The organism is Halorubrum sp. Hd13 (assembly GCF_002252755.1).
Lineage (GTDB): Archaea > Halobacteriota > Halobacteria > Halobacteriales > Haloferacaceae > Halorubrum.
The window spans coordinates 1-24,724 of the sequence record NZ_NHOY01000010.1 but is presented as its reverse complement, the minus strand read 5'-3'; the positions used below and the strand labels follow the sequence as shown (position 1 = coordinate 24,724).

The 24,724-nt window shown below is 70.8% G+C and carries 24 protein-coding genes and 1 pseudogene; 18 read left to right on the top strand and 7 right to left on the bottom strand.

Annotated features, from left to right (window positions below; genetic code table 11):
- The 4 genes and pseudogenes from DJ81_RS01600 to DJ81_RS01585 all read left to right on the top strand — a co-directional run.
- Positions 1–542: pseudogene (locus DJ81_RS01600) on the top strand (hypothetical protein); the annotation flags it as partial.
- Positions 542–2,083 (top strand): nitrous oxide reductase family maturation protein NosD, encoded by a 1,542-nt coding sequence (gene nosD / locus DJ81_RS01595; protein WP_094588117.1) that lies wholly within the window; start codon positions 542–544, stop codon positions 2,081–2,083. The pseudogene DJ81_RS01600 and the gene nosD, both read left to right, overlap by 1 nt.
- A 2-nt stretch (positions 2,084–2,085) precedes the next feature.
- The gene (locus DJ81_RS01590; protein WP_094588115.1) at positions 2,086–2,823 is read left to right on the top strand and encodes an ABC transporter ATP-binding protein; all 738 of its coding nucleotides are present in this window, start codon (positions 2,086–2,088) and stop codon (positions 2,821–2,823) included.
- Complete coding sequence (locus DJ81_RS01585) at positions 2,816–3,832, top strand: ABC transporter permease subunit (RefSeq protein WP_094527761.1); 1,017 nt, start codon at positions 2,816–2,818, stop codon at positions 3,830–3,832. The genes DJ81_RS01590 and DJ81_RS01585 overlap by 8 nt, the downstream gene beginning before the upstream one ends.
- Before the next feature lie 127 nt (positions 3,833–3,959).
- On the opposite strand, the gene DJ81_RS01580 is transcribed toward DJ81_RS01585, so the two are convergent.
- Both DJ81_RS01580 and DJ81_RS01575 read right to left on the bottom strand, forming a co-directional pair.
- Positions 3,960–4,769 carry a hypothetical protein gene (locus DJ81_RS01580; protein WP_094588113.1) on the bottom strand — a complete coding sequence of 270 codons (810 nt, stop codon included), beginning with the start codon at positions 4,767–4,769 and terminating at the stop codon, positions 3,960–3,962.
- Between the two features lie 113 nt (positions 4,770–4,882).
- Positions 4,883–6,310, bottom strand: coding sequence for a hypothetical protein (locus DJ81_RS01575; protein WP_212589813.1), 1,428 nt, complete (start codon positions 6,308–6,310; stop codon positions 4,883–4,885).
- 101 nt (positions 6,311–6,411) lie between these two features.
- On the opposite strand from DJ81_RS01575, the gene DJ81_RS01570 reads away from it, so the two are divergent.
- From DJ81_RS01570 to DJ81_RS01540, 7 genes are all read left to right on the top strand, one after another.
- The gene (locus DJ81_RS01570) at positions 6,412–6,813 is read left to right on the top strand and encodes a DUF2249 domain-containing protein (protein ID WP_094588111.1); all 402 of its coding nucleotides are present in this window, start codon (positions 6,412–6,414) and stop codon (positions 6,811–6,813) included.
- Positions 6,810–7,385, top strand: coding sequence for a hypothetical protein (locus DJ81_RS01565; protein ID WP_249269047.1), 576 nt, complete (start codon positions 6,810–6,812; stop codon positions 7,383–7,385). Before DJ81_RS01570 ends, DJ81_RS01565 begins: the two co-directional genes overlap by 4 nt.
- Positions 7,386–7,496: 111 nt before the next feature.
- Positions 7,497–7,718 (top strand): DUF2249 domain-containing protein, encoded by a 222-nt coding sequence (locus DJ81_RS01560; protein WP_094588109.1) that lies wholly within the window; start codon positions 7,497–7,499, stop codon positions 7,716–7,718.
- Between the two features lie 126 nt (positions 7,719–7,844).
- Positions 7,845–8,396, top strand: a complete 552-nt coding sequence (locus tag DJ81_RS01555) for a halocyanin domain-containing protein (RefSeq protein WP_094588107.1) — start codon at positions 7,845–7,847, stop codon at positions 8,394–8,396.
- Between the two features lie 125 nt (positions 8,397–8,521).
- On the top strand, positions 8,522–9,196 hold the full coding sequence (locus tag DJ81_RS01550; protein WP_094524035.1) for a helix-turn-helix domain-containing protein: 675 nt from the start codon (positions 8,522–8,524) through the stop codon (positions 9,194–9,196).
- A gap of 158 nt (positions 9,197–9,354) precedes the next feature.
- Positions 9,355–9,672: a CGCGG family rSAM-modified RiPP protein gene (locus DJ81_RS01545; RefSeq protein WP_094588105.1), complete on the top strand. Its 318-nt coding sequence runs from the start codon at positions 9,355–9,357 to the stop codon at positions 9,670–9,672.
- A 118-nt stretch (positions 9,673–9,790) separates the two neighbouring features.
- On the top strand, positions 9,791–10,783 hold the full coding sequence (locus DJ81_RS01540; protein WP_094588103.1) for a DUF5821 family protein: 993 nt from the start codon (positions 9,791–9,793) through the stop codon (positions 10,781–10,783).
- Between the two features lie 44 nt (positions 10,784–10,827).
- On the opposite strand, the gene DJ81_RS01535 is transcribed toward DJ81_RS01540, so the two are convergent.
- Entirely contained in the window at positions 10,828–12,348 is a 1,521-nt protein-coding gene (locus tag DJ81_RS01535; protein WP_094524038.1) for an aldehyde dehydrogenase family protein, read from the bottom strand.
- Between the two features lie 89 nt (positions 12,349–12,437).
- On the opposite strand from DJ81_RS01535, the gene DJ81_RS01530 reads away from it, so the two are divergent.
- Positions 12,438–13,175 (top strand): helix-turn-helix domain-containing protein, encoded by a 738-nt coding sequence (locus tag DJ81_RS01530; protein ID WP_094588101.1) that lies wholly within the window; start codon positions 12,438–12,440, stop codon positions 13,173–13,175.
- A 71-nt stretch (positions 13,176–13,246) separates the two neighbouring features.
- On the opposite strand, the gene DJ81_RS01525 is transcribed toward DJ81_RS01530, so the two are convergent.
- Positions 13,247–14,137 carry a proline dehydrogenase family protein gene (locus tag DJ81_RS01525; protein WP_094527752.1) on the bottom strand — a complete coding sequence of 297 codons (891 nt, stop codon included), beginning with the start codon at positions 14,135–14,137 and terminating at the stop codon, positions 13,247–13,249.
- Positions 14,138–14,319: 182 nt separating this feature from the next.
- Between DJ81_RS01525 and DJ81_RS01520 the strand changes: the two genes are divergently transcribed.
- The 5 genes from DJ81_RS01520 to DJ81_RS01500 are packed head-to-tail and all read left to right on the top strand — an operon-like array spanning position 14,320 to position 19,361.
- Positions 14,320–15,654 carry an ABC transporter substrate-binding protein gene (locus DJ81_RS01520; protein WP_094527751.1) on the top strand — a complete coding sequence of 445 codons (1,335 nt, stop codon included), beginning with the start codon at positions 14,320–14,322 and terminating at the stop codon, positions 15,652–15,654.
- A 9-nt stretch (positions 15,655–15,663) separates the two neighbouring features.
- Complete coding sequence (locus DJ81_RS01515) at positions 15,664–16,623, top strand: branched-chain amino acid ABC transporter permease (RefSeq protein ID WP_094524042.1); 960 nt, start codon at positions 15,664–15,666, stop codon at positions 16,621–16,623.
- Positions 16,620–17,801 (top strand): branched-chain amino acid ABC transporter permease, encoded by a 1,182-nt coding sequence (locus DJ81_RS01510; RefSeq protein ID WP_094588099.1) that lies wholly within the window; start codon positions 16,620–16,622, stop codon positions 17,799–17,801. Before DJ81_RS01515 ends, DJ81_RS01510 begins: the two co-directional genes overlap by 4 nt.
- Positions 17,794–18,582: an ABC transporter ATP-binding protein gene (locus DJ81_RS01505; protein ID WP_094524044.1), complete on the top strand. Its 789-nt coding sequence runs from the start codon at positions 17,794–17,796 to the stop codon at positions 18,580–18,582. The genes DJ81_RS01510 and DJ81_RS01505 overlap by 8 nt, the downstream gene beginning before the upstream one ends.
- A complete protein-coding gene (locus DJ81_RS01500; protein ID WP_198948050.1) occupies positions 18,579–19,361 on the top strand; it encodes an ABC transporter ATP-binding protein in 783 nt (260 codons plus the stop codon). The genes DJ81_RS01505 and DJ81_RS01500 overlap by 4 nt, the downstream gene beginning before the upstream one ends.
- Positions 19,362–19,380: 19 nt before the next feature.
- On the opposite strand, the gene DJ81_RS01495 is transcribed toward DJ81_RS01500, so the two are convergent.
- Together DJ81_RS01495 and DJ81_RS01490 are read right to left on the bottom strand one after the other, a co-directional pair.
- A complete protein-coding gene (locus DJ81_RS01495; protein ID WP_094527750.1) occupies positions 19,381–20,178 on the bottom strand; it encodes an RIO1 family regulatory kinase/ATPase in 798 nt (265 codons plus the stop codon).
- A gap of 49 nt (positions 20,179–20,227) precedes the next feature.
- Complete coding sequence (locus DJ81_RS01490) at positions 20,228–22,522, bottom strand: beta-glucosidase (protein ID WP_094588097.1); 2,295 nt, start codon at positions 22,520–22,522, stop codon at positions 20,228–20,230.
- Positions 22,523–22,645: 123 nt separating this feature from the next.
- Between DJ81_RS01490 and DJ81_RS01485 the strand changes: the two genes are divergently transcribed.
- The gene (locus DJ81_RS01485; protein ID WP_094588095.1) at positions 22,646–23,794 is read left to right on the top strand and encodes an acyl-CoA dehydrogenase family protein; all 1,149 of its coding nucleotides are present in this window, start codon (positions 22,646–22,648) and stop codon (positions 23,792–23,794) included.
- A 48-nt stretch (positions 23,795–23,842) separates the two neighbouring features.
- On the opposite strand, the gene DJ81_RS01480 is transcribed toward DJ81_RS01485, so the two are convergent.
- A partial coding sequence (locus DJ81_RS01480; RefSeq protein WP_094588093.1) for a GTP-binding protein occupies positions 23,843–24,724 on the bottom strand: 882 nt, incomplete at its 5' end.

The window sequence follows — 24,724 nt, the reverse complement described above, 5'->3', positions numbered from 1 at the left end:
CGGACCCGGTGTTCGTCGACCCGAACTACGCGGTCCACCCGGACGCGATCGCCGCGCCGGAGTGGATCCTCGGGCCGGTCCTGTTCCTCGCGGTGGCGGCCGCGGGGGTCTTCGTGGCGGTCGCGCCGACCGAGCGCAAGCTCCGCTACGGCCTCCTCGGCCAGCTCGTCGGGGCGACCGTGGCGTTCGTCGGCACGTTCGCGATCGTCCAGTACCGCCTGTACCAGGCGGGCCACGCGCTCGGGGAGGACGCGCCGGTCGTCGGCGTCGCGGAGTTCACCCCGCCGCTGTTGGGCGGCTACGAGATCGCCAACATCAGCGGGGTGGCGTGGTTCGGTCCCGGGGGGTACATGACGGGACTGGGGTTCCTCCTGCTGGTCGCGGCGTACCTGCTCCGCGACTCGCAGGTCACCGTCGGCGAGGCCGCGGAGCGGCTCCGCGACCGCCTCGGGGGCGGGAGCGACGGCGACGGCCCCGACCGAGACCGGTCGAGCGACGAGCCGCCTGCGACCACCGACGAGCCCGGCGCGGAGGTGAACTGATGACCCGACGCCCGTCGGTCGCCGGCCTCGTCTCGGCGCGCGCGGTCTTCGTGGCCGCCGCCGTCGTGCTCGCGGCCGTCCTCGGCGGCGTCACCGCGGCGGCGGGGGGCGGCGCCGTGTCCGGCGACGCGAGCGGGGCCGAGGCGGCCAACGGCACCGACGGGCTCGTCGTCGACCCGCCGACGTACGACCCGGCGCGGCCGACGGCGGCGGGGACCGCGACGGTCGTGAGCGACGGCGGAGGGAACGCGACCGACGGCGAGAACGCGACCGCCGGGACGTACGAGAGCCTGACCGCCGCGGTCGACGCCGCGGAGCCCGGAGACGCGGTCGAGCTCTCCGGCGTCTTCGAGCCGACGGAGCCGGTCGTCGTCGACGAGCCGAACGTGACGGTCCGGGCGAGCGAGACTCATGGAGCCCTGGTCGACGGGGGCGGCGAGGACAGCGTCGTCGTGTTGGAGGCGCCGAACGCCGCGATCGAGGGCGTCTGGATCCACGACACCGGCGAGGACCTCGAGTCGCAAGACGCCGGGGTGTACGTCGCCGGGAACGCCTCCGGGGCGACGCTCTCGGAGCTCTACCTCACCGACGCCGCCTTCGGCGTCTGGGTGAACGGCGCGGACGAGGTGACGGTCGCCGACTCGCGGATCGAGGGCACCGAGGCGCCGCGGTTCGCGAACCGCGGCAACGGGATCAACCTCTGGGAGACCGAGGGGAGCGAGATCCGCGACACCGAGATCACCGACGTGCGCGACGGGATCTACTACTCGTGGGCCTCCGACGTCGAGGCGACCGGGAACACGCTGTGGGACCTGCGCTACGGCGTCCACTACATGTACTCAGACGACAACCGGATCGCGGACAACGTCGCCTTCGAGAACGACGTGGGGTACGCGCTGATGGTCAGCGACTCCATCGAGGTCGTGAACAACACCGCGGTTGCGAACCGCGGGCAGAGCGGCCACGGGATCCTGCTCAAGGAGATCGACCGCAGCGTCGTCCGCGACAACCGCCTCGTCGCCAACGACGACGGGATCTTCCTCTACAACGCCCAGCACAACGAGGTCCGGGGGAACCTCCTGTACGCCAACGGGGTCGGGGTCCACCACTCCGCCGGGACCTCGGAGACGACCGTCGCCGGCAACGGGTTCGTCGAGAACGAGGAGCCGGTGTTGACGACGACCCGCGACCTCGTCGCCTGGAACGGCTCCGACCGGGGCAACTACTGGTCGGACGCCCGCGTCGCCGACGCCGACGGCGACGGGATAAGCGACACGCGGCATCGGCCGGCCGGCGCGGCCCAGCGGCTCGTGCAGGAGCACCCCGCCGCAGCGGTCTTCGCGGACGGCCCGGCGTTCGACGCGATCCGGCTGGTCGAGAGCCGGTTCCCCGCGGTCGAGACCGCCGGGGTCGTCGACCACCGCCCGCTCGCCGACCCCGTCCACGACGTCGAGCCGTATCGCCCGTACGCGGCGGCCGTCGACGCGACCGTCGAGTACGACTCGGACCCGGGAGACGACCACCACCAGCGGCACCAGTAACCATGCGCATCGATATTAAGCACGTTCACAAGCGGTACGGCGACGTCGAGGCCCTCGCCGGGCTCGACCTCACGGTCGAATCGGGCGACGCGTACGGCCTCGTGGGAACCAACGGCGCCGGCAAGTCCACGCTGTTCGGGCTGATCGCCGGCCACGAGCGCCCCGACGCCGGGACCGTCTCGGTCGGCGGCCGCGAGGTCGGCGAGATCGGGTGGCGGATCCGCGAGGCGATCGGAATCTTACCCGAGGAGCCCGGCTTTCCGCCGGGCGAGACGGGGCGCGAGACCCTGCGCTTCCACGCCGACGTCCGCGGAGTCGGGTCGGGCCCGGAGGACGCCGCCGAGCGCATCGCCGGCGCGGCCGCGACGGTCGGGCTCGCCGAGGCGATCGACCGCCCCATCGACGGCTACTCGAAGGGGATGCGCCGCCGGCTCGGGCTGGCGGCCGCGCTCCTCGCGAATCCGGCGGTGCTCCTGCTCGACGAGCCGACCGCGGGGCTCGACCCGAACGGCGTCGCCGCGCTCCGCGAGGTCCTGACCCGCGTGCGTGACGAGACGGGTGTGACACTGCTCATGGCGACCCACGCGCTGCGGGAGGCCGAGCGCGTCTGCGACCGCGTCGGCGTCCTCGACGACGGGCGGCTGGTCGCGGAGGGAACGCCCGACGGGCTCGCCGCCGACCACGAGGCCGGGCTCGAAGGCGCCTTCGTCTCTCTCACCGGGGGTGGTCGAGATGCCTGAGCGCGGGCGCGGAGCCGCGCCCGAGGACGGCGAGGCGCCCGACGCCGACACGGCGTCTGACTCGGACCCGGCCCCGGACGGCGGCGTCGTCGTCGACGGCTCGACCGCCGCCTCGCGGACGGACGCTTCCGCGGAGGCGACGGAGAGGGAGACGGAGACCGCGGACGAGACCGCGACCGACGCCGAGGGGATCTCCGTTCCCCTCCCGCGTCCCGGGATCGTCCTCCGGATCGCTCGCCGCGAGACCCGGCTGACCGCCCGCCGGGGGTGGGCCGTCGCGCTGACGGTCGTGTTCGCCGCGTTCGGGCTCCTGCTGGCGACGTTCAGCGGGTCGAGCGTGGCGCCGACCGGCTACGAGCCGGTCGTCGCGAGCTACGTCGAACTGGCGACGTACCTCGTCCCGCTGGCCGCGCTGGCGTTCGGTCACGGCGCGATCGTCGGCGCGGCGGAGCGCGGGCGCCTCGGGGTCGTGTTGACGCTGCCCGTTTCGCGGGTCGAAACCGCGATCGGCGTGTACGCCGGGCGGGCCGCGGTGCTCTCGGCGTCGGTCGTCGTCGGCTTCGGCGTCCCCGGACTGCTCCTCTTGCGGGAGTTCGGGCTCGCCGGCTGGCCGACGTTCGCGTGGTTCCTGTTCGCGACGGTCGCCGTCGCCGTCGCGCTCCTCGGGCTGGGGGTGGCGATCTCCGCGGTCGCGCCGACCTCGACGGTCGCGCTCGCGGGCGCCCTGCTCGTCTGGGCGTGGTTCGCCCTGGTCCACGACCTGCTCGCGCTCGGCGTGCTGGCCGCGCTCGACGGCGCGGGGCGGTTCGTCGCCGTCGCGGTGGCCGCGAACCCGGTCTCGACGTACCGGCTGCTCGCGCTCGCCCCGACCGACGCCGGCGGCGCGGGGCTCGCGGCCGCGCTCGACGGCAGCGGTCTCTCGGTCGGCGTGCTCGTGGCCGTCCTGCTCGGGTGGGTCGCGGTCGCGACGGGCGTCGCCGCGGTGGCGCTCCGCTCGAAGCGGATATAAAACGCCCCGCGTGTCTTTTGAACCCATCCGTCCCGTCGAGCCGCCGCTACGTGACTAAGTTCCAGGCCGCGTCGGTCACGCGCTGCCGTCGGCGGCGTCGGTCACGCGCTGTCGTTAGCGCCGTCGGTCACGCGCTGTCGTTGGCGCCGTCGGCCGAACCGCTGATCCTCCGGGCCGTCTCGACCCACTCGTGGTCCGGGAACGGCTCCGGACGGACGGCGTAGGTGTACCGGGGTTCGCCCTCGGCGTCGAGCGCGAGGTCGAACGCGTAGATGATCCCGTCCTCGACGCCGAGCTCGAGGGAGCCCTCGACGGCCGGGGTGGCCCGCGAGTCCTCGGGCTCCGCGTCCGAGAGCCGGTACGCGACGACGGGGACGCCGTGGTGCGTCGCCGTGCCGACCGCCTCCCAGCCGTACGGCTCGACCATCTCCGTGTGTCGGCCGATGTTCGTGGGAGCGATCTGACCGTACTGCGGGTCGTACCGGTAGTACGCGTCGGTCGCGTCGTGATACGTGAACTGCGGGTCCGACTCCCACTCGTCGCGCGGCTGGTGGTCCGGCAGTCCGTCGGCGGGCTGGACGTACGCGTACGCGTCGCCGTTTCGGTAGTCCTTCGCGCCGTACCACAGCTCGGAGATCACCTCTCCGGTGGACGAGTTCACGTAGTAGTCGCCTTCGACGCGGCGACGGTCGGGCGGCTCGTCGAAGACGATCGCGTACGAGTCCCAGTGGTCCCTCGGCGCGTGCAACGGCGTCTCGTCGTCCGACTCGAGCGTCGTGAAGTCGATACCGTCCGGTCCCGCACCGTCGGGGTACTCCTCCGGGAGCTCCGACTGCCCGTTCGATCCCGACTCGTCGGCTCCCCGTATCCCGTCGGTACAGCCGGCGAGGCACGAGACTCCGACTCCGAGTGCTGAGAGGAGGGCACGGCGTTCCATGCCGGAGATATTGTCGTATCAATGAAGTATCTTCCGGACCGCGGCCGCGGGCCGGCGGCTCGCGGGCGAACCGGCCGGCTCCCGGCGCGGTCATCGATCCACTCCCGGCCCGATCATCGGTCGTCGGCGTCTGTCGCCTCCGAGGGCGTCGTCGCCGCCGATCCGACTCCGCCGAATATCGCGGTCCCGCCGTGCCGGACGACGGTCGCGACCATGTTGCCGGCGAACAGCAGCGCGCCGGCGACGACGAGCGCGCCGCCGAGGGGTCGGACGATGCCCTCGGCGGACCCGCCGACCGCCCCGAGCGACGCGACGGCGGGCGAGACCGCGGCCGCGAGCAGGAGGCCGGCGCCGAGGACGGTCGCGGCGAGGTCGACCGCGGCGACGCGGGCGTGGTAGAGGTCGTCGATGGCGGGGACCCGTTCCAGCCCGACGCGGTCGGCGTATCGGTCGAGCCAGACGATGAAGGGGACGACGTGGTAGAGGCTCCCGACGACGACGAAGCCGACGAGCGCGCCGAGCAGGACGGGACCGACCGCGGGGTGCCCGAACCGGACGGCGGGCCCGAGGGGGTCGACGGTCCACGTCGCGGCCGCGGTCGCGCTCCACGCGAGCGTCGCGACGGCGACGACGGCGTATCGCGAGAGCATCGGCGTCGCCGTCGCCGTCGCGTCGCGGAGCCGCCGGAGGAGTATCCCCCCGTCGACCGCCGCGCCGCCCGCGGCGAGCAACCCGCCGGCGGTCGCGAGGGGAGCGACCGCGAACAGCCGCCCGGCGGCGAGCAGGGTCACGCCGGCCGGGTACGCCGCGGTCTCGACGCGCGCGAGCCGGTCCTCGACCGGGAGCGCGTCGATCTGGGTGAACATCGGGCCGAGCTGGTACAGGGCGCCGAAGACGGTCGTGAGGACGACGCCGAGGACGGCGAGCGTGACGTGCGCGTCGACGACCGCGGTCCGCGAGAGGCCGAGCGGGGCGAGCACGCCCCAGCGGTAGTCGGCCGCGAGGCTCCCCCCGAGGACCGCCGCGAGCGCGAGGAAGCCGAGCGCGAGCGCGAAGTGCCCCTCCGTGACGTCGAGGGGACGGGCGCGCCACAGGGTCCTCGCGAGGTTATAAACGAACGCGGCGAATCCGAGGAGGATGAGCCCGGCGAACAGCGCCGCGTCGGCCGGCCGGCCGATCCACAGCCCGCCGGCGAACCCGCTCACGCCGACCGCGACGGCGACGAGCTGGAGCGTCGCCAGCCGGTCCGAGTGGAGCTCGACCCCCGACCAGACCGGGACGAACTGGGTCATCGCGCCGAGGACCGTGAGACACACCCACCCGACGAGCAGCAGGTGGGCCGCGGCGATTCGGCCGAGGCCCGCTCCGGCTCCCTCGATCCCGACGACTCGCGTGAGCGCGAGCGCTCCCCCGGCGGCGAGGAACGCCAGCGCGACGAGGAAGTGTCGGAGGGGAATCGTGGTCGGCGGGCGCGTCGAGGTCGTGAGATCGCCGGGGACGCCTCGCATGTCCCCGCGTACGGTCCGCGCGTCCGTGGTCACGTCCCCGAACGCGTTCGGGGGTCCGGCCGCCCATCGACGAACGACGGCCCCCGAACAGGTTCGGGGTAAACGACGGGCGCGCGGAGAACGAACTCAGGTCCATGTCACGGGAGACAGCGGCCCTCGAGGAGACCGACGCGCCGACGGACCGGCCGGTCGAGACGCTCGGCGTCGCCGACCTCGGCCCGCCGGAGCCGCTTCGGCGGACGCTCGAACTGCTCGCCGACCTGCCGGCCGAGACCGTTCTCGTCCAGCGCAACGACCGAGTTCCGCAGTTCCTGTTCCCGAAGCTCGACGACCGCGGCTACGCGCACGACGCGGTCGAGACGGACGACGGCGTCGTCACGGCGATTTGGGTCGCGAACGGCGAGGCGGCGACAGACGGCGAGGCGGCGACAGACGGCGAGGCGGCGACAGACGGCGGAGCGGCGACAGACGGCGGAGCGACGACGGACGGGGAGACGACGACGGACACTCAGAGCGCCGCGGGGGCCGGCCGATGAGCTTCCTCGGCGGCTCCGAGCCCGAGTTCGACGACGAGAACGAGTTCGTGTCGGAGCACGTCCCGAAGCCGGGCGCCTTCCTCGCGGACCACGACGTCCTCGCGGGGGAGGACCACGTCGTCGTCCACCGACACGCCAGGGACGCCTTCGAGGAACACGGCGTGTACGACGCCACGTTCGGCTACAACCTCGCTCGGCTCAACCTCGACCCGCGGCATCCGGACGCCGGATTCCGCTACGCCGAGGAGGCCGACGACCCGACGACGCTCCGCGCCGAGTTCACGCCGACGACGGCGTTCTGTCCGCAGGCGGAGCCGCTGGCGGTGGGCGCCTTCCGCGCGTTCGACGCCGTCGCGGACCACGGCTACGATCTGGTCCGGGTGCGCGTCGACCCCTCGCTCAACGGGAGCGAGGCGGTCAACGACCGGCTCGAACGGCTCGAGTCCGGCGACGGCGAGGTCGGTGACGGCGGGGCGAGTGACGACGACCGGGCCGACGCCGACCCGGCAGGCGTCGATCGAACGGGCGCTACGGACGACGACGGCGCGGGCGGTCCGACGACCCCCTTCTGAACGCCGCTGGCGGTTTCCGTCGCGGAGTCGAGCGAGACGCGCCGCCGCGGGCCGCGTCGGTCGAACATGTTCCCGCGAACGTGCATGTCGGACCGCCGCGTGCGATCGGATATGAACGACGCCGAATCGGTGCTCGACGTCCGCGAGCGCGACGATCCGCCGTTTCCGGTCATCAGCGACGCGCTCGACGAGCTCGGGCCGGACGAGCGGTTGCGGCTCGTGAACGAGTTCGAACCGGCCCCGCTGTACGACGTGCTGGCGGACCGCGGCTTCGAACACGAGACCGAACGGGTCGCCGACGACGAGTGGCACGTCACGATAGAGCCCGCCTGAACGGGGGGAGACGCTCGCACCTCCCTCGACCCCTTTTATACTTCGGCCCGAATAGTTCGCCTCCCGACGCCGCGGCACGGGAATTCCCGCCGAAGGTATTCCCCCTACTACCCTACGCCGAAGCGCATGACCCGACGCACACTCGACCGGCGAACGTTCGTTCGAACGACTGCGGCGCTCGGTGTGACCACCGCGCTCGCCGGCTGCGGCGGTAGCGGCGACGGCGGCGACGGCGGCAGCGGCGGTAGCGGCGGCAGCGACGGAAGTGACGGCAGCGACGGTAGCGACGGAAGTGACGGCAGCGACGGCGGCAGCGGCGACCAGCAGTACCTCTCCGAGGAGCCGGACTACGGCGGCTTCCTCGACGACGCCACCAACTACGAGCGGACGGCCGACATGACGGACGCCGACTCAGTGGCCGTCGACGTCGGCGCCGGCGACGGACTGGCGTTCGGCCCGGCGGCGGTCGCGGTATCGTCCGGGACGACCGTCACCTGGGAGTGGACTGGCGAGGGCGGACAGCATAACGTCGCCGGCTCCGACGGTAACTTCGAGAGCGAGACCGTCGGCGAGGCGGGCCACACGTTCGAGCACACCTTCGAGGAGTCCGGCGTGCACACCTACGTCTGTACCCCCCACGAGGCGGTCGGAATGAAGGGCGCGGTGTACGTGGAGTAACGCCGCGGCGACCGAGCGACGATTCCGACCGGCGACTGCGACCGAGCGACGACCCCGGCCGACGGCCGCGACTGACCGACGACCCGGCCGACGACCGCGACCGACCGACGACCGACCACCCACCCATGCCCCAAGCACGCCTCCTCGTCGACCTGCCCGACGGACCGTGGATAGCCGACGTCTCGCGCGAGTTCCCCGACGCGGGGTTCCGCGTGCTCACCGCGGTCCCCGGCGAGAGCGCCGGCTTCGCCTTGGTCAGAGTCAGCGCCCGCGACGTCGACGCGGTCCTGTCGGCGATGGAGTCCCACGACGCGCTGGCCTCGGTGTCGGTGATGGCCCGCGAGGACGGCGTCGCGACCGTCCGGATCGAGACCGACGCCCCGCTGCTGTTGCTGGCCGCGAAGCGCTCCGGGCTCCCGATCGAGATGCCGCTGGACATCGAGGACGGCGTGGCGGAGGTCGAGGTCACCGGCGAACACGAGCGCGTCGCAGAGATGGGCCGGCGGCTGAGCGACCTCGGTCTGGAGTTCGAGGTCGAGCGCGTGCGGCAACGCGTCAACCCCGCTCGCCTGTTGACGGACCGACAGCGGGAACTACTGCTCGCGGCCGTCGACCTCGGCTACTACGACGTGCCGCGCCGAGCCACCCTGACGGAGGTCGCGGAGCACGTCGGCATCGCGAAGTCGACCTGTAGCGAGACGCTCCAGCGCGTCGAGCGGACGGTGGTCCGGGAGTTCGTCGACGACCTGCCCAGTCACCCCGTCGACGAGGAGACGGAGGTCGCGGCCGTCGATCCGTAGACCGGCTCGGCCGGGACCGCGGCCGCACCGTCCGTCGCCCCGGACAATCGCCGACGGCCCCAGACAACTACCGACGGCCCCAGACAGCTACTCTCGATCCCTGACGACCACCGACCCCTGACGACTACCGACCCCTGACGACCACCGACGACACACCCATGACCGCATCCACCGACGACCACGACCACGACGAGACCGCCGAACCGATCACCGACCGAGTCCACGACAACTCCTGGTCGGCGAACCTGGAGACGCCGAAGTACGCCGGGGCCCCGGAGCTCGCGGTCCGCGACGCGCTCGCGGCGATCGACCACACGACCGCCGGAAACCACGTCAACCTGGTCACTCACGGCGACCTCGGCCACCCCGAGGAGTTCCTCTACGACGCGCTCCGCGAGGAGCGCGGCGACGTCGACCCGGAGTACGTCGAACGGTGCGGCTGCGGCGGTCACGTCACCCGCGTTGACGTTCTCTGAGACGCGGACGATCGGACGGGGCCGAACGCGGGCCGAACGGACCGATACCTCCCGGCCGGCGGTGCCGAGAGCGGGCATCCGCCGCCATTCTTAATTCGTCCGCGGCGTAGGTGCGGGTGTGTCCACCGAGCCGATCCTGCCGTTCGCTGACGGACCCGAACCGATCGGCGGGTTCGTCGATCCGGTGCTCGTGGACCCGACTCCGTCGCTGTTGACGGCGGTCGTCGAGGCGTACCGCGCGGCGGCGCCGGAGGTCGTCGAGCCGTCCGTCCAGACGCTGCGAGCCGAGGCGTCGGGTGGTGATTCACCGGCCGCGACGGAGGCTCCCGCCGCAACGGGAGACCGCCCCGACCGGTCGGACGCGCTCTCCTCGTCGCTCCCGGCGCTCGCCGTTCTCGCGAGCGACCGCGCGGTCGACGCCGTCACCGAGGGATTCCGACCCGCGAGCAGGCTCGCGGCGCTCGCGGAGACGGGCGCGGTGGAGCTCCTGACGCTGACGGAGCCGCAGCCGAACGCGGCGCTCGTCGGTCGGGAAACGGGGTCCGTGCTCGTCGCCGGCGGAGACCGAGACGGCGTCGATGCGAGCGCCGACTCGCCGGCGAGGTGGTGTCGCGTGGGCGACGATCCGGCGCTCCGGGAACGCTACGTTCCGCTCGTCGAATCGGCCGAGGAGCGCCGCCTGCGAACGCCGAGCCGCCGGCGGATGCACGAGTCGGTCCGGGAGCGCTGCGGCGTCGCCGTCGCGGACGACGTGGTCCGGGCGATCGACCCCGGAGCCGTCGAGGGCGACGGCGTCGCGGGCGCCGCGGACGCCGCGATCGAACCCGACGAGCCGGACCTGGCCGACGCGCGGCGTCGCGCGTACGTCGTCGGCGTCCGCCACGGCGCGCTCGACCGCGACCTGCGTCGCGCCTGCGAGGAGGCCGGCCTCGGGAGCTCGGCGACGTTCACGCGGATCAAACGGGAACTCCGGGAGGCGGGACTGCTCGCGACGGAGTCGGTCCCGCAGCCGGTCGGCCGCCCCCGTGAGCGGCTGGTCGCTCGCGGCGCGCTCGCCGACGCCGACGGTCCGAGCGAGGCCGTCGCCGCGGCGCTGGACGCGGTCGAATAACTGATAAAATGAATAAAACGGATGCGGCGCGGCGGTGACCGGTCTCAGTCGTCCTTCGTCTTGATGTCGGCCGAGAGCCCCTGCGCCATCTCGATCTCCTTCGAGTTGTTCAGGGTCCACGCGGTGCGGTCGGTGACCGCCTCGATGGCCTCTCGGGCGGAGGGGTAGCCGTTGCCGGACTTCTTGACGCCGCCGAAGGGGAGCTGGACCTCGGCGCCGATACAGGGGAGGTTCCCGTACGCCAGCCCGATCTCGGCGCGGTCGCGGTAGTAGTTGATCTGCCGGTAGTCCTCGGAGACGATCGCGCCGGCGAGCCCGTACTCGGTGTCGTTTTGGATCTCGACCGCGCGCTCTATGTCGCCGTCGTACTCGAGGAGGGCGACGTGCGGTCCGAACACCTCCTCGTGGGTACACCGGAGGTCTTCGTCGGGGTCGGCCTCGTAGACGAACGGCCCGATCCAGTGGCCCTCCTCGTGGCCGTCGGGGATCTCGTCGGCGTCGAGGTCGGTGCGGTCGACGAGGACGTTCACGCCCTCATCGCGGGCGAGCTGGTTGTACTCGGCGACCTTCTCGTGGTGCTCCGCCTCGATGAGCGGCCCCATGAACGTGTCCTCCTGGAGCGGGTCGCCGACGGCGACGCTCTCGGCGACCTCGACGAACCGCTCTTTGAACTCGTCGTACACGTCGGTGTGGACGATCAGGCGCTCGGAGGAGACGCAGCGCTGGCCGGTGGTCTTGAACGAGGACATCACCGCGGAGTGGACCGCGACGTCGAGGTCCGCCTCCTCCGTGACCACGATCGCGTTCTTGCCGCCCATCTCGCAGGCGGCGCGCTTGCCGGCGACGCCGCCGAGCTTGTCCTGGATCAGGTGGCCGACCTCGGCGGAGCCGGTGAAGATGACCGTCTCGACGTCGTCGTTCTCGACGATCGCGTTGCCGGCGTCGCCGAACCCCTGTACCATGTTGAACACGCCGTCGGGGATCCCGGCGTCGTCGAACATCTCCGCGATGATCTGCGCGCACCACGGGGTCTGCTCGGCCGGCTTGAAGACGACGGTGTTCCCCTCCACCAGCGCGATGGCCATGTGCCAGTAGGGGATGGCGACGGGGAAGTTCCACGGGGTGATACAGCCGGTGACGCCGCGGGGTTTCCGCCGCATGTACGCGTCCTTCGACGGGATCTCCGAGGGGACGATGTCGCCCGACGGGTGGCGGGCGTCGCCCGCGGCCCACTCGACCATGTGCGCGGCCTCGACCACGTCGGCTTTCCCCTCGCTGATCTCCTTCCCGCACTCCTTGGTGACGATCTCGCCCAGTTCGTCGGTTCGCTCGCGCAGCTCGTGGTACACGTCCCAGAGGTACTCTGCGCGCTGGATCCGGGACAGCTCGCGCCACTCGTCGAACGCCTCGTCCGCCGCGTCGACCGCGCGGTCGACGTCCTCGGGGGCGCCGCGCCGGAACTCGCCGAGGGACTCCCCGGTCGCCGGGTTCTCGCTCTCGAACGTCTCCGAGCCCTCGCCCGAGACCCACTCTCCGTCGATGTAGTGTTGATACGGTTGCGCCATGGGCGGTCGTTTCCGCCGCCACGTTCAAATATCCCACCCGACCATGGTCGGCAGAGCCTTTGTGATGCGGTACCATTGAAACGGTACTAATGGCAACGACCGACGCGAACGGGGCGGAGGAGTGGGCCGGGACTCGACTGACGCTCGACCTGTGGCATCCGAACTGCTGGGCGATCGACGCGACGAGCAGCACCGACGGCGGCGTCCTCGCGCACGCCATCTACAACTCGCCGCGGACCGACGCCGACGCGCCGAATTCGGTGAACGGCCTGTTCACCGCGTTCGCCGACACGAACGAGGAGGTCGAGGAACTGCTCGACGCGATCCGCGACTCCGACCGCGCGGGCAACCTCCTCGAACTGAAGGAGCGATTCGGACGCGCGCGGGACGCGCCGGGCAACGTCGTCCGCGAGTTCTTCCTGGAGTACGACCCGGCCGACATGGTGTGTCCGACGCTGCTCGAACACGGCTTCGTTCACAGCGCGCCGGTCCGGATCGAGGACGGCCGCGAGGAGTGGCAGGTGTGTTTCGTCGGCGAGCGCACCGACATCCGTGACTCGCTCGACGCCGTGCAGGCGGACTCCGGCGCCGAAGTGACCGTGGAGTCGATGTCGTCGTCGGGGTACGCGGGGCGCACGCCCCGCGAGCAGCGGCTCGACACGCTGACGACGACCCAGCGCGAGGTGTACGAACACGCCCGCGAGGCCGGGTACTACGAGTGGCCCCGCGAGGCGTCGACCCGCGAGCTCGCCGAGGAGCTGAGCGTCTCGAAGACGACGCTGCTCGAACACCTCCGGAAGGCGGAGTCGAAGCTGTTGGACCCGTAGCTCGGGCAGACGCTCGCCCGATTCCCGAGGGCCGCTCAGTTTTTGAGGGCCGCTCAGTTTTTGAGGGCCGCTCAGTTCCCGACGATCGCCCGCAGCGCGAACAGCGCGTTCGACTTGCGTTCCCGGATCCGCCGGTAGAAGTAGGAGAACCACTTGGAGCCGTACGGGATGTACTGGTACACCTCCGCGTCGGTGTCGGGGTCGGCCGCGAGCTCGAACTGCGCCGACTCCCGGACGCCGGTCAGCATCTGCACCTCGTAGGGGGTCCCGTGGTCGGCGTACAGCTCCGTCGCGTACTCGATCATCGCCGGGTCGTGGCTCCCGACGGCGACGCCGCCGTCGAACGCCTCGAACATGTACGCGAGGCAGTCGCGGTACGACTCGTCGACGCGGGCCTTCTTTTTATATGACAGCTCGGCGGGTTCGTCGTACGCGCCCTTGACCAGCCGGACCTTCCCGGGGAGGTCGGCGAGCCGTTCGAGGTCGTCCCGAGTCCGCTTCAGGTTCGCCTGCACGCAGACGCCGACGTTGCCGTCCGTCTCGACCGCGTGTCGCTCGAAGGCGTCGAGCGTCACGTCCGTGGTCTCGTGGTCCTCCATATCGATCCAGACGAACGTGCCGCTCTCGTCGCCGTCGGAGCCGTCGTCGCCGTCGGTCGCCGTCGGGGCGTTGGCCGCCTCGACGATGCGCGCGAGGTTCTCCTCGAAGACGCGGTCGCCGACGTCGAGCCCGATCTGGCTCGATTTCACCGAGACGCAGGCGTCGACGTCGCGTTCCGCGATCGCCTCGACGAGGTCGACGTACGCGTCGGCGTCGGCGTCGGCGGGGGGTCGCTCCTCGTAGTGTTCCCCGAGCAGGTTCAGGATACCGGCCACGCCGCGGTCGTTGAGCCCCTCGACGTGGGCGAGCGACGCCTCGGGAGTCTCCCCGGCGACAAAGTTACTCGCGATGGGCGGAATCATGTGCAGACAGCGGATCTCTACCCGTATATATGGGCACCCGACCAATTGTTGTGGGGTCGTTAAAGACGAATAAAACGCCGTGACGGACCGCGCGGCGGCCGAGGGGAACATCTGCGGCCGGCCCGACCATGGGCGGGCCGGGGTTAAGATACCCGGATGGCAACTGAAATATCAGGTCACATATGTCACGAGATACCACGGACGTGGCGGACCGGCGTACACTGCTGAAACTGACCGGCGGTGCGGGGCTCCTCGCCCTGTCGGGCTGTCTGAGCACGACCGACGACGGCGGGGACGGGAGCGACGGCTCCGACGGAGGCGACGGCGATGACGGGAGCGACGGCGACGACGGCTCCGACGGCGACGACGGCTCCGACGGCGACGACGGCGGGGAGTCGATGGATCCGTACGAGATCGGGATGGTCGACTCGCTGACGGGGTCGCTGTCGGCGTTCGGCGAGCGGAACCAGCGCGGCGCCGAGATGGCCTTGAGCCGCGTCAACGACGTCGGCATCGACGGGCGAGAGCTCTCGCTGGCCGTCGAGGACTCCGAGAGCGAGAACCAGGGCGGGATCGCCGCCGCACAGAAGCTCGTCAACCAGGACGGCGTCCCGTTCCTCATCGGCGCGGTCGGCTCGGGCGTCTCGCTCGCCATCTACGAGAGCGTCGTCGAGGGGACCGACGTCGTCCAATTGAGCCAGAACTCCACCGGCCTCAGCCTCACCGACTTCCCGGGACTGCTCCGGATGTCGCCGTCCGGTCGCAGCCAGTCGCTGGCGCTGTCGAACATCATCGCCGACGACGGGTACGACGAGATCGCGGTCACCTACGTCAACAACGATTACGGGCAGAGCCTCACCGACGCGTTCGTGAACGCGTACGACGGCGACGTCGTCTACAACAACCCCCACGACCAGGAACAGCAGTCGTACTCCAGCGTCATCTCGGAGATGAACGGCTCCGGCGCGGACGCGTGGCTGTTCATCACGTATCAGGCCGAGTTCGCGACGATGGTCAACGAGGCGTTCTCCTCCGGGTACGAGGCGCAGTTCTACGGCGCCGACTCCGTCTCCGGCGACAGCGTCCTCGAGAACACGCCCGAGGGGAGCATGAACGGCATGAAGATCGTCGTTCCCTCCGCGCCGATCGAGGAGGAGAACTACCAGGAGTTCGCGTCCGCCTTCGAGTCGGAATACGGCCAACAGCCGACGTCGTGGGCGTCGTACGCCTTCGACTGCGTCATCAACGCCGCGCTCGCGATCCAGGCGGCCGACGAATTCACCGGCGCGGCGCTCCAGGAGACCGTCCGGCGCGTCTCCGGCCCCGAGGGCGAGACGGTGACGTCGTTCGCGGCCGCGAGCGAGATCCTCGCGAACGGCGGCGGGCCGGACGACGTCGACTATCAGGGGGTCAGCGGCCCCATCGACTTCAACGAGGACGGGGACCCGGTCGGCTTCCTGCAGGTCCTCGAGGTCCAAGACCACGCGTACGAAGGCATCGACTTCGTCGAAGGCTAATCCCGACCCATGACCGTCCTCGGATACCTGGCCAACGGGCTGGTGTTCAGCAGCATCATCGTCCTCGGGAGCATCGGGCTGTCGCTCGTGTACAGCATCGCCGACTTCGCGAACTTCGCGCACGGCGACACGATGACCATCGGCGCGTACGCGGCGCTCGTGACGTTCGGCGCCGTCGGCGGGCTCGGCGGCGCGGTGCTCGGGCTCCCGTTCGGCTTCTTCTTCGCGCTCGTCGTCGGGATCGCCGCGGCCGCGGTCGTGGCGGTCGCCACCGAGAAGCTGATCTACGAGCCGCTCGACATCGACTCGATCGGCCTGCTGATCACGTCGATCGGGATCGCGTTCATCTACCGCGCGCTGATCCAGATCCGGTTCGGGTCTGACTTCACGCGGTTCGACATCCGGGCGCAGCGACCGATCGAGTCGCTGGTGCCGTACGGCGTCCGGGTGACGCTCCACGACGTCGCGATCGTCGGCTCGGCGGTGGTGCTCGTCGTCGGGCTCCACGTGCTGCTCCAGTACACCGACCTCGGCCGGAAGATGCGCGCGATGGCCGATAATCCCGACCTCGCGCGGGTCAGCGGGATCCGAACGAAGCGAGTCAAGCTCTGGACGTGGGTCATCGGCGCCGGCCTCGCCGGCGCGGGCGGCGTGTTCCTCGGGCTGTTCAACCAACTCGCGCCGCGGATGGGGTTCAACCTCCTCCTGGTCATCTTCGCCGCGGTGATCCTCGGCGGGATCGGCTCAGTCTACGGCGCGATGGCGGGCGGCTTCCTCATCGGCATGATAAACCAGCTAACGCCGTTCTTCTCCACCGTCGTCGAAGCGCTCCCGATCTGGCCGGGGTGGCTCGCGGCGGCGCTGGAGAGCCTGATTAGCATCGAGTACGCGAACGCCATCGCGTTCGTGATCATGGTCGCGGTGCTGCTCGTCCGGCCGAACGGTATCGCCGGGGAGGCGGCCACATGAGCGCCCTCACCGATCCGAAGGGGGCGATCGCGGAGCTGACCCGCCCGGAGGGGTGGGTGCTCGGCGTCAGCGTCGCGTTCCTGCTGTTCCTGCTCGCCGCGCTGCTCACGGGCGCTCTCGGGCCGACCTACTTCCTGTTCCTCGTCGGACTGGCGGGAATGTACGCGCTGCTGTCGTTCGGGCTGAACGCCCAGTGGGGGTTCACCGGCCTGATCAACTTCAGCGTCGCCGCGTTCTTCGGGATCGGCGCGTACGGCTCCGCGCTGATGACCGCGAGCGGCTCGCCGATCGCGGGCGGGTTCAACCCGCTCGTCGGACTCGCGGTCGCGCTCGTCGTCGCGCTCGCGCTCGCGCTGCTGATCGGGATCCCGACGCTCCGGCTCCGGGCCGACTACCTCGCCATCGCGTCGCTCGGGCTCGCGGAGGTCATGCGGCTGATCGTGCTCAACGAGCGGTGGCTGACGAACGGCAGTGCGGGAGTCCGCGGGATCCCGGGGTTCTTCAAGGGCTGGCCCGTGCTCTCGACGTTCCCGGAGGCGATGCCGGGGCTCCGCCTCGAGATCGTTCCGGGATCGCCCATCTTCCTCGAGGCCTCGTTCTGGCAGGCCCTGCTGAACGTCCTGTTGGTGCTCGCGTTCGCGGGGGGGACCTATCTCGTCCTCCGGCGCGCGCACCGGTCGCCGTGGGGTCGCGTGCTCCGCACGATCCGATCCGACGAGGACCTCGCGCGGGCGCTGGGGAAGAACACGTACTCGTTCAAGATGCAGTCGTTCGTCCTCGGCAGCCTGATCATGGCGCTGGCCGGCGTGTTCTACACGCACCTGAACCTGTACGTCGGGCCGGGCGACCTGGACCCGATCACGACGTTCTACGCGTGGGTCGCCGTGATCTTAGGCGGCAGCGGCTCCAACCGCGGGGCGCTGTTCGGCGGGGTCGTGATCGTCACCATCCGCGAGGGGACGCGCTTCCTGAACGACGTGGCGCTCCCGATCGACCCCGCGCCGCTGCGGCTGCTGCTGATCGGGGTCGTGATCGTCGCCGTCATGCGCTACCGGCCGCAGGGAATCCTGCCGCCGCAGCGCGAGCTGATCTGGCCGAGCGCGGTCGACGGAGGCGGGGCGCCCGAGACGCCGGACAGCGGCGTCCGGGAGCGCAAGGGAGGTGGGGGCGATGAGTGAGGGCGCCCTCCCCAAGGACGACGCCGTCCTCCGGGTCGACGACCTCCAGAAGTCGTTCGGCGGGCTCGCGGCGACCGACCACGCGACGTTCGCCGTCGAGCGCGGCACGATCACCGGGCTCATCGGCCCGAACGGCGCCGGAAAGTCGACGCTGTTCAACCTCATCTCCGGCTTCTACGAGCCGGACGGCGGGACCGTGGAAGTGAACGGGACCGACGTGACCGGCATGGAGCCGTACCAGGTCGCCGAACACGGGCTCATCCGGACGTTCCAGACCCCGCGCAAGCTGGAGGGGATGACGGTCCGCGAGGCGATGCTGGTCGGCCCGCGGAACCAGCCCGGCGAGTCGTTTCTCAGGCTGTTCGCCTCGCCCGGCTCGGTCGGCGAGAGCGAGTCGGCGAACCTCGCCGACGCGGAGCGGATCCTCGAGGAGTTCGAGATCGACCACCTCGCGGCGCAGCCCGCGACCGACATCTCCGGCGGCCAGATGAAGCTCGTCGAGCTCGCACGCGCGATGCTCGCCGAGCCGGAGGTCCTCCTGCTCGACGAGCCTGTGGCGGGGGTGAACCCGACGCTCGCGAAGAAGCTGAAGTCACAGATCCGTAGGCTCAACGAGCAGGGGACGACGTTCCTGCTCATCGAACACGACATGGAGTTCGTGATGGACCTGGCGGACCCGATCGTCGTCCTCGATCAGGGGCACGTCCTCACCGAGGGGACGCCGGACGGGGTCCGCGGCGACGACCGCGTCATCGACGCGTACCTCGGAGGCGGCGCATGAGCGACGACACCATCGGCCCCGCGGAGGGGGCTCACGGCGGAACCGGGCCCGCGGAAGCGGCCCGCGACGGAACCGATCCCGTGCTCTCGCTGTCGAACGTCGACAGCGGGTACGGCGAAGTGCAGGTGCTCGACGACTGCTCGATCCGGCTCGATCCGGGCGAGATCGTCTGTCTCGTCGGTCCGAACGGGGCCGGGAAGTCGACCGTCCTCAAGACGGCCTTCGGCATGCTGACCCCGTGGGTCGGAAGCGTCGAGTACCACGGCCGCGACATCGGCGGGATGGCGCCCGAGGAGATCGTCCGCGAGGGGATCGGCTACGTCCCGCAGACCGACAACGTGTTCGGCTCGCTGACGATCGACGAGAACCTCCGCATGGGCGGCGTCGCCCGCGACGGCGGGCTCGACGAGGTGATCGCGACGCTGTACGACCGCTTCCCGATCATCGACGAGAAGCGGAACGCGAAGGCGCGGACCCTCTCGGGCGGCCAGCGGCAGGTGCTCGCGTTCGCCCGGGCCTTGGTGATGGAGCCCGACGTGCTCCTCATCGACGAGCCGTCCGCGGGGCTCGCGCCGAACACCGCAGACGACGTGTTCGAGGACGTCCAGGAGGTCAACGACATGGACACGGCGATCCTCATGGTCGAGCAGAACGTGACGAAGGGGCTCGGCATCTCGGACCGCGGCTACGTCCTCGACCAGGGGACCGTCCGGTTCGAGGGCACCCCGGAGGAGCTGTTGAGCGACGACGAGGTCTCGCAGCTGTACCTGGGCGGGTAAACTCCGTCCGGCCTCGTCCCTACGTCGTCCGCTTCTCCAGCTCCCCTTTCAGCTCCGCGGCGTCGAAGTCGTGGTCCGGACGGATCGCGACGAAGTCGAGGAACTGACGGGCGGCGAGCAGCTCGTCGGTCGAGTAGCTCTCGAGCGCGGCGTCTATCGCGTCCGGCGCGCCGATCAGGGGTTCCAGCGCGGCGAGCGCGCTCGCGAGGTCGTACGACCGCGCCGACTCGCGACCCTCCTCGCTCACGCTCGTCGCGTCGATGACGTACAGGTCGCAGTCCCGCACGAGGACGTTCTCCGCCCGGAGGTCGCCGTGGGCGAGCCCGGCGTCGTGGATCGTCCGGAGCGTCGCGAACAGCTCGGGCGCCAGCCCGGCGACGGCCTCGCGATCGAGCTCGTCGAGCGTCCGGAACTCGGGGAGGTACTCCAGGACGAGGACGCCGAGGTCGCCGACCTCCAGCGCCTCGATCGGCTCCGGGGCGTTGACTCCGAGCTCCCTGACCTCTCGGGTCGCCTCCAGCTCGTGGCGAGCCATCTCGTAGGGGGTCTCGTAGCGCTCGAAGAACCCCTCGGTGCCGGCGGAGACGGCGCCGAGGTTCCGCCCGGTGGTGAACAGCGTGTGGACGAGCGTGTTCTGCTTCGTGATCACCTTCACGAACAGGTCGTCGTCGAGGACCATCGGCGTCGACAGCCAGTTGTCGGCGTCGAGGAACCGGACCCGCATCTCCTCGCGGTCGTACCGGTCCGCCAGCTCTCGGGCGACCCGCTCGATGTCGGGCCAGTCCACGCGACCGCGCACGAGCCGGCGGAGCTCCATGTCGGTACCGAACGCGACGGCGACGCTTAAATCACGTCCTCGGGCGGGCTCACCGCTCGATCGTCGCGGAGCCGCGGCGGTCCCGCGAGGAACGGCCGACGCTTACCACGTGGGGGCCGGCGTCGACCGTCCACCCGTGAGACGCGTCGTACCGACCGAACGCGCGCTCGTCGAGGCCGATCTCGACCGTCGCCGACTCGCCCGGACCGAGCTCGACCGCGGCGAATCCGGCGAGCTCGCGGGGCGGACGGGCGCGCTCGTCGGGCGCGTCCGGCGAGTCGACGTACGCCTGCACGACCTCCCTGCCTGCGCGGTCGGCGACGTTCGCGACCGTCACCTCAACCGTCGAAGGCCCGACCGCCTCGACGTCCTCGTAGCGGAACTCCGCGTAGCTGAGCCCGTGGCCGAACGGGTAGGTCGGCTCGTCGCCCGCGGCGTCGAAGTGACGGTAGCCGACGAGCAGCCCCTCGTCGTAGGCCGCCTCGCCGTCGACGCCCGGGAAGCGCCGCTCGTCGGCCGTCGGATACGCCTCCGCCGGCGCGAACGTCACCGGAAGCCGCCCCCCGGGGTCGGCGTCGCCGTAAAGGACCGCCGCCGTCGCCTCGCCGTGGGCCTGTCCGGGGTACCACCCCGCGAGGACCGCGGCGACGTCCCCGAGCCACGGCGTCTCGATCGGCCCGCTCGCGTTCGCGACGACGACCGTCCTGTCGTTCGCGTCGGCGACGGCCGCGATCAGTTTGTCCTGTCGCTCGGGGAGCCGGAGCGAGTCGCGGTCCGCGGCCTCGGTCGCGCGGTCCCGGACGAAGACGACGGCGACGTCGGCGGCCGCGGCGGCGGTGACGGCCCCCTCGACGTCCGGCTCTCGTCCGTCGTCGATCGCCGTTTCGTCAGCGTTCTCGCTGCCGTCTGCCGTGTCGGCCTCGCCTCCGTCCGCCGTGTCCTCCCCGCCCTCGCCCATCGCGTCGAACAGGGAGACGCCCTCGACCCGCGGGAGCCCGCGGGCCACGGAGACGGCGCCCTCGGAGCGCGCCTCGATCCCCTCGCGCGGAGCCGTCTGCGCGAACGGAGTGACTTCCGAGGAACCGCCGCCGCCGAGGACCGCCTCGTCGACGTTCGGACCGATGACCGCGACGTCGGCGTCGTCGGCGAGCGGCAGGACGCCGTCGTTCTTCAGGAGGACCGTGCCGCGCGTCGCGATCTCGACTGCGAGCCGGCGGTGTTCCGGGGTGTCGATCGCGCCGGCGTCGTCGCTCGACCCGCCGCCGGTCGGTTCCGACTCGGTCACTCCGTCGAGGTGACCGACCGCGTCGAGCGACCCGAGGATGCGCGTCACCATGTCGTCGAGGCGAGATTCGGGCACGTCGCCGCGCTCGACGGCGGGGACGAGCGCCTCCGCGTAGCGGCCGCCGCTCCGCGGGTCGGGCATCCCGTCCACGAAGTCGGACCCGTCGTCGGGGTCGAGGATCGAACCGGCCTCGTCGTCCGCGTCGGCGGCGGCGCTGTCGCCCTCGTCGTTCGCTTCGGCGTCGCTGTCGCTCGCGCCGTCCCCGTCGCCCTCCTCGTCCGGGGACATCCCCATCGAGTCGAGTAGCTCGCTGGCCGAGATCCCCGGCATCTGGAGGTCGAGCCCGGCGTTGACGCTCTCGACGACGCTCTCGGTGCCGAACCAGTCGGAGACGACGTATCCGTCGAACCCCCATTCGCCTTTGAGGACCTCCGTGAGGAGCCGCTCGTGCTCGCTGACGTACGTCCCGTTGACGCGGTTGTACGACGACATCACCGACCCGGCGCCGGCCCCGACGGCGTCGCGGAACGCCGGGAGGTAGAGCTCGCGGAGGACGGGCTCGTCCACCTCGGAGCTGACCTCGGCGCGGCGGGTCTCCTGGCTGTTCGCCACGTAGTGTTTGGGCGTCGCGACGACGTCCGCCGACTGGATTCCGGCGACGACGCTCGCGGCGAACGCGCCGGAGTGGACCGGATCCTCGGAGAAGTACTCGAAGTTGCGGCCGCAGTGCGGGACTCGGATCAGGTTGGTCCCCGGTCCGAGGAGGACGTCTTGGTTGCGCGCGGTCGCCTCGCGACCGAGCGCGCGACCGAACCGCTCCGCGAGGGCGGTGTCGAACGTCGCCGCGAGCGCCGTCGACGCGGGGAACGCGGTCGCCGGCTCGTCGGTCCGAACGCCGAGCGGGCCGTCGGTCAGCCTGACCGGCGGCACGCCGAGCCGGTCGACGCCGGGGACGAACCCCGTCGCCGTTCCCTCCGTGTCCGTGGCGCCGTGAACCAGCCCGACCTTCTCAGCGAGCGTCAGCTCCTCCACGATCGCCGCGACGTCCTCGGTGGTCATTCGTCCGACGTTCGGTCACGGCCCACTTAGGTCTTCCAGCGGCGACGGCCGAACACGAAGGGACGGTCGCGATCGATCACGGTCGTTCGCATCGTTTATGCCGACGGGTCGCAATTCTTGCCTATGGACTTCGAGCTGCCCGCGGAACACCGGATGATACGCGACACGGTGCGGGAGTTCTGCGAGGAGGAGATCCGGCCGATCGCCCAGGAGATCGAAGACGAGCACCGGTTCCCCGACGAGGTGTTCGCCGACCTGAACGACCTCGACATGATGGGCGTGCCCGTGAGCGAGGAGTACGGCGGGCTCGGCGGCGACCAGCTCATGTACGCCCTCGTCACCGAGGAGATCGGCCGCGTCTCCGGCGGGATCGGCCTCTCGTACGCCGCGCACACCTCTCTCGGCGCGAAGCCGATCGAGCTGTTCGGGACGCCGGAACAGAAGGAGGAGTGGCTCCGCCCGCTCGCCGAGGGCGGCGAGATCGGCGCCTGGGCGCTCACGGAGCCCGGGAGCGGCTCCGACGCCTCCGACATGGACACGACCGCCGAGTTCGACGCGGACGCGGGGGAGTACGTGTTGAACGGGACGAAGCAGTTCATCACGAACGCCAACGTGGCCAACAGCGTGCTGGTGAAGGCCGTCACCGACCCGGGCGCCGGCTACGACGGCATCTCGACGTTCATCGTCGACCCGGAGAACGACGACGGCTTCGAGATCACGACGGTCTGGGACAAGATGGGACTTAATTCCTCGCCGACCTGCGAGATACAACTGGGCGACGTGCGGATCCCCGAGGACCGCCTGCTCGGGGAGGAGGGAGACGGCTGGACGCAGACGATGAAGACGCTCGACGGCGGCCGGATCTCCATCGCGGCGCTGTCGGTCGGGCTCGCGCAGGGCGCCTACGAGGCCGCGAAGGAGTACGCCGGCGAGCGCGAGCAGTTCGGGAAACCGATCGCGAAGTTCGACGCCATCCGGGACAAGGTCGTCCACATGCACCGCCAGACGGAACGCGCCCGGCTGCTCACGCACAAGGCCGCCGCGAGGTACGACGCCGGCGAGTCCGTCACCCGGGAGTCGGCGCTGGCGAAGCTCGACGCCAGCGAGGCCGCCCGCGAGGTCGCCGAGGAGGCGGTCCAGACGCTCGGCGGGTACGGTTACACCACCGACTTCGCGCCCCAGCGCTTCTACCGCGACGCGAAGCTGATGGAGATCGGCGAGGGGACCAGCGAGATACAGCACGTCGTGCTCGGGCGCGAACTCGGCCTGTAGGTCGCGGTCTCGTGGTCCGCGGGCGTCGGGCGCGACCGGTTCGCGCGTTCACTTCCGCGCGACGATCCGAAGCACGTCCTCGTCCGCCAGCTCGTGGCTCTTCCCGACCTGTTGGTCGTCGTGTTTCGCGCTCTCGCCGGAGACGCGAGCGAACTTGAACCGCTCCTCGAACTCCCCGCCGATCTTCTGGCAGGCGTCGCCGACCGTGTCGCCCTCGAACAGGATCAGGGGCTCCTCGTAGTCGACGCCGCGACCGGGCTTGTCCATGTAGATCCGGATGAGCCCGAGCTCCTTCCAGAGCCGGTCTTTGAGCCCGTCGAGCCCGAGCTCCTTCTCGGCGGAGATAAAGAGCACGTCGTCGGGGTCGAGGTCGCGCTCGCGGAGCTCCGATTTGACGGTCGGGAGGTAGCTCTTGTCGATGAGGTCGGCCTTGTTCACCGTCACCATCGACGGGAGGTACTCCCGGTTGTCCATCACCGCGTCGATGAGCTCGTCGATGGTCAGGTCGTGGGGGATCGTCACCTTGGCGTTGACGTAGCCGTACTCGCGGAGCACCTGCTTGACGGTCCCCTCGTCGAGGCTCACGTCGTCGCTCATCGTCACTCCGATCCCGTCCTTGTGGGTCTTCCGGATGTTGATGTTCGGCGGCTCCGTGTCGAGGCGGATGTTGGTGGCGTACAGCTCCTCGCGGAGGCGGTCGTACTGCTCGATCTCGAACACCGAGAGCATGAACACGACGAGGTCGGCGGTCCGGACGACCGAGAGGACCTCCTTCCCGCCCCCGCGGCCGCCCGCCGCGCCCTCGATCAGCCCCGGGACGTCGAGGATCTGGATGTTCGCGCCGCGGTACTGTAGCATGCCGGGGTTGACGTCGAGCGTCGTGAACTCGTAGGATCCGACCTCGCTGTCGGCGTTGGTGAGGGCGTTGAT

Coding starts and splice junctions, on each gene's coding strand:
- nosD (WP_094588117.1), top strand. CDS start 542: ATGACCCGACGCCCGTCGGTCGCCGGCCTCGTCTCGGCGCGCGCGGTC.
- DJ81_RS01590 (WP_094588115.1), top strand. CDS start 2,086: ATGCGCATCGATATTAAGCACGTTCACAAGCGGTACGGCGACGTCGAG.
- DJ81_RS01585 (WP_094527761.1), top strand. CDS start 2,816: ATGCCTGAGCGCGGGCGCGGAGCCGCGCCCGAGGACGGCGAGGCGCCC.
- DJ81_RS01580 (WP_094588113.1), bottom strand. CDS start 4,769: ATGGAACGCCGTGCCCTCCTCTCAGCACTCGGAGTCGGAGTCTCGTGC.
- DJ81_RS01570 (WP_094588111.1), top strand. CDS start 6,412: ATGTCACGGGAGACAGCGGCCCTCGAGGAGACCGACGCGCCGACGGAC.
- DJ81_RS01565 (WP_249269047.1), top strand. CDS start 6,810: ATGAGCTTCCTCGGCGGCTCCGAGCCCGAGTTCGACGACGAGAACGAG.
- DJ81_RS01560 (WP_094588109.1), top strand. CDS start 7,497: ATGAACGACGCCGAATCGGTGCTCGACGTCCGCGAGCGCGACGATCCG.
- DJ81_RS01555 (WP_094588107.1), top strand. CDS start 7,845: ATGACCCGACGCACACTCGACCGGCGAACGTTCGTTCGAACGACTGCG.
- DJ81_RS01550 (WP_094524035.1), top strand. CDS start 8,522: ATGCCCCAAGCACGCCTCCTCGTCGACCTGCCCGACGGACCGTGGATA.
- DJ81_RS01545 (WP_094588105.1), top strand. CDS start 9,355: ATGACCGCATCCACCGACGACCACGACCACGACGAGACCGCCGAACCG.
- DJ81_RS01535 (WP_094524038.1), bottom strand. CDS start 12,348: ATGGCGCAACCGTATCAACACTACATCGACGGAGAGTGGGTCTCGGGC.
- DJ81_RS01530 (WP_094588101.1), top strand. CDS start 12,438: ATGGCAACGACCGACGCGAACGGGGCGGAGGAGTGGGCCGGGACTCGA.
- DJ81_RS01525 (WP_094527752.1), bottom strand. CDS start 14,137: ATGATTCCGCCCATCGCGAGTAACTTTGTCGCCGGGGAGACTCCCGAG.
- DJ81_RS01520 (WP_094527751.1), top strand. CDS start 14,320: ATGTCACGAGATACCACGGACGTGGCGGACCGGCGTACACTGCTGAAA.
- DJ81_RS01515 (WP_094524042.1), top strand. CDS start 15,664: ATGACCGTCCTCGGATACCTGGCCAACGGGCTGGTGTTCAGCAGCATC.
- DJ81_RS01510 (WP_094588099.1), top strand. CDS start 16,620: ATGAGCGCCCTCACCGATCCGAAGGGGGCGATCGCGGAGCTGACCCGC.
- DJ81_RS01505 (WP_094524044.1), top strand. CDS start 17,794: ATGAGTGAGGGCGCCCTCCCCAAGGACGACGCCGTCCTCCGGGTCGAC.
- DJ81_RS01500 (WP_198948050.1), top strand. CDS start 18,579: ATGAGCGACGACACCATCGGCCCCGCGGAGGGGGCTCACGGCGGAACC.
- DJ81_RS01495 (WP_094527750.1), bottom strand. CDS start 20,178: ATGGAGCTCCGCCGGCTCGTGCGCGGTCGCGTGGACTGGCCCGACATC.
- DJ81_RS01490 (WP_094588097.1), bottom strand. CDS start 22,522: ATGACCACCGAGGACGTCGCGGCGATCGTGGAGGAGCTGACGCTCGCT.
- DJ81_RS01485 (WP_094588095.1), top strand. CDS start 22,646: ATGGACTTCGAGCTGCCCGCGGAACACCGGATGATACGCGACACGGTG.